At 44.1% G+C, this 725-nt stretch carries 1 tRNA gene and 2 rRNA genes; all 3 read left to right on the forward strand.

The window, feature by feature from the left end:
• Positions 1 to 99 precede the first annotated feature (99 nt).
• Positions 100 to 217, forward strand: a 5S ribosomal RNA gene (gene rrf, locus C7U56_RS15365).
• A 7-nt stretch (positions 218 to 224) separates the two neighbouring features.
• Positions 225 to 297, forward strand: a tRNA-Ala gene (locus C7U56_RS15370).
• 333 nt (positions 298 to 630) lie between these two features.
• Positions 631 to 725, forward strand: a 23S ribosomal RNA gene (locus C7U56_RS15375); the annotation flags it as partial.

Genomic DNA, 725 nt, shown 5'->3' on the forward strand with positions numbered 1-725 from the left:
GGATCACCTCCTTTCTAAGGAAGAAGAAGTAAGGGTTTTATATACTGTTGAGTTTTCGAGGATGACAATTAAAGATTGAAATCCAGGAAATGAAAGATTTCCGGTGTCGATGCGCTTAGGGGACACACCCGTTCCCATCCCGAACACGATGGTTAAGACCTAAGCGGCCGATGATACTATGCTGGAGACGGCATGGGAAAGCAGGTGGATGCCGGATTCATTATGGGGGTGTAGCTCAGTTGGGAGAGCACCTGCCTTGCAAGCAGGGGGTCAAGAGTTCGAATCTCTCCATCTCCATTCGTGACTGTACATTGCAGTTCGGAAACAAAGTTTCCTCACTCACGTGCAGGCACGTTATGAAAACAAAACATTACGAAGGCTTATGAAAGCAAGCTTTCAACGCATTCGAAATATTTTGTTTTCGCAATGTACCTTGAAAACTGCATATTGAAAATCTGATACAAAGTTCAAACCGAGAGGTTTGAAACAAATATCAAGACATCCGAGGTGTTACACGAAAGTGTAACCAAACAAACCAAAAACAAGCAATTATTAATTGTAAACACCATAAGCCAAAGATGCAACGCTATGCATCTGAGAGGAACACCGTACCCGCGGTGTGAATCAATTGGTTAAGCTAATAAGAGCGCAGGGTGGATGCCTTGGCACTAAGAGCCGATGAAAGACGTGATAAGCTGCGAAAAGCTTCGGGGAGGAGCAAATAT

This window comes from Clostridium fessum (assembly GCF_003024715.1).
Classification (GTDB): Bacteria; Bacillota; Clostridia; order Lachnospirales; family Lachnospiraceae; genus Otoolea; species Otoolea fessa.